Origin of the sequence: Citrobacter sp. Cpo142 (genome assembly GCF_030332425.1) — a bacterium.
Classification (GTDB): Bacteria; Pseudomonadota; Gammaproteobacteria; order Enterobacterales; family Enterobacteriaceae; genus Citrobacter; species Citrobacter portucalensis.
The window spans coordinates 1-1,861 of record NZ_JAOWHW010000051.1; the positions used below are offsets into that span (position 1 = coordinate 1).

The following is a 1,861-nucleotide window of genomic DNA, read 5'->3' on the forward strand; positions in this document are numbered from 1 at the left end:
TGGCTCATGATGTCCCTCTGGGATGCGCTCCGGATGAATATGATGATCTCATATCAGGAACTTGTTCGCACCTTCCTTAGTGTAAAAATCCTGGCTATCAAGCCGTTGCTGCATTGTCACCTTTTTCGTCATTAATGAGTCAAACACTTCCCAATCTGCGAAACAATTTTTCAGTGCATGCTTGCTGCGATTAAGAATATCCAAACCACTTTCAGACCATGTGAAAGCAAACAAATGTTCAAGATGCTGCGACAATTGCGCCATAGCTAGCTTATTTTGTTTAACATAAGCGTCATCTCCAGATAATTCATAGCTGATACGACTAAGCTTTGCTGCCGCCAAACTATCAAGAAGTTTGATGCTAATTGCATTTTTATCAACACGATCCTGAATTTGCCTTAAGCCAACCAATCCAGATCCCATAATGGCGATCATGATGATAAACATCGCAGAAAAACCTAATAACATCTTTTTATTCAGTTTTAAATTCAGGAAAAAATACTTTATATTCATGTTTACGCCATCCAGCAGAAATCCCAGAGAAGTGATTAATATTATCTATCTGATACAGAAACCGGACTGAAAAATGTTTCCCCTGTAAAAAATTCCTGGGCATCACTGCCCAGGATAATGTTTCGGAGGCGACATCACACTCACGAAAAAATTTCCACAGGTGTTGGACTTACATTAAAAATCAACTAAGCCATATAGTGGCTTTATATTATCTAACCTTATAATATAGCCACTACCTTTAACATTAATAATAGTGTCTGCAGGCAACCCCAAGAGACTCAATTTTTTATTTAAATTACTGACTACTTTACATAGCCGTTGCGTAGAGGCGCTTAAATCATACTTTTCCCAGACATTGCTAAGTAATTCATCTCGCGATACATACCGATTCTCGGCATTTACCATAAGATAGGTCAACAGACGAAACATCGTATTATTTAGAAATATACCACCAAATAAAATTATGCTATCCATCTTATGAACTGGCAGTCTAAATATTCTGGCTTCTTTAACATCGAAAAAAATTTCCCTACCAATCATGAATCCCTGTAGTTGATATTTCATAGTTCAGCGATTCACTTTAACATCAGCCGATGATATCCGGACATCCTCATTCCTCCTTTACTTTCACACTGAAAGTGTAAAACGATGAAAATTAATTTCAATATACATTCCATGCACCCTTCCTCCAGAAATACTCCGACTCAAATCAGAACAAAATGTAAAACAATGATTAAATTAATAAAATAAAACTTCCTCAAACAGTAAATTTACAGAATTACTCTCTAATAAACTGTGTGCATTCAAAATGGCAATGCAAAACCACTTATTTATCACAAATCACGGATAATAATCCTGTTCGAGTTTCACTGAAGCATTCTGTTGCGTGATAATCATTTCATTAAGATTGACCTTAAGCCATTCAACTGGACCTGGGTAATGATGTTTGATGATTTATTCTGATTCAGAACGGCCTCTATCTGTTACATGTTGGGCATGAAAGTGAAAAATATTATCATTATCAATGAATTAATTGTTTTCGAACCAGATAAGAATCGCCTAACCTCTCTAAAAGATTATCCAGAAAGAAACATCTCGTTGCACGCACCAGTGTCTGCCTGCCTTTTACTGCTGCTACAGCATAACCATCAGCCCGTTACCCAGAAGTATCTGTTCAGCGAAGTATGGGAAAAGAACGGGGCGATTGTCTCCACCAATGCGATTTATCAGAGTATTGCGTTGATCAGGAAAGCTCTCAGAGGAGTAGGTCTAGGGAAGGTGCGAACAAGTTCCTGATATGAGATCATCATATTCATCCGGAGCGCATCCCAGAGGGACATCATGAGCC

At 37.9% G+C, this 1,861-nt stretch carries 3 protein-coding genes; 1 reads left to right on the forward strand and 2 read right to left on the reverse strand.

Translation table 11 applies throughout. The features are described from left to right. Positions 1 to 48 precede the first annotated feature (48 nt). Both OGY18_RS02240 and OGY18_RS02245 read right to left on the reverse strand, forming a co-directional pair. Complete coding sequence (locus OGY18_RS02240; RefSeq protein WP_286551549.1) at positions 49 to 513, reverse strand: hypothetical protein; 465 nt, start codon at positions 511 to 513, stop codon at positions 49 to 51. A 174-nt stretch (positions 514 to 687) separates the two neighbouring features. Next, positions 688 to 1,077, reverse strand: coding sequence for a winged helix-turn-helix domain-containing protein (locus tag OGY18_RS02245; protein ID WP_181509972.1), 390 nt, complete (start codon positions 1,075 to 1,077; stop codon positions 688 to 690). Between the two features lie 432 nt (positions 1,078 to 1,509). Between OGY18_RS02245 and OGY18_RS27285 the strand changes: the two genes are divergently transcribed. Continuing rightward, entirely contained in the window at positions 1,510 to 1,809 is a 300-nt protein-coding gene (locus OGY18_RS27285) for a winged helix-turn-helix domain-containing protein (RefSeq protein ID WP_353622743.1), read from the forward strand. The last annotated feature ends 52 nt before the right edge of the window (positions 1,810 to 1,861 follow it).

Excerpts from the sequence above, each read along its gene's own strand:
- OGY18_RS02240 (WP_286551549.1), bottom strand. The coding sequence starts at position 513 with ATGAATATAAAGTATTTTTTCCTGAATTTAAAACTGAATAAAAAGATG.
- OGY18_RS02245 (WP_181509972.1), bottom strand. The coding sequence starts at position 1,077 with ATGAAATATCAACTACAGGGATTCATGATTGGTAGGGAAATTTTTTTC.
- OGY18_RS27285 (WP_353622743.1), top strand. The coding sequence starts at position 1,510 with ATGAAAGTGAAAAATATTATCATTATCAATGAATTAATTGTTTTCGAA.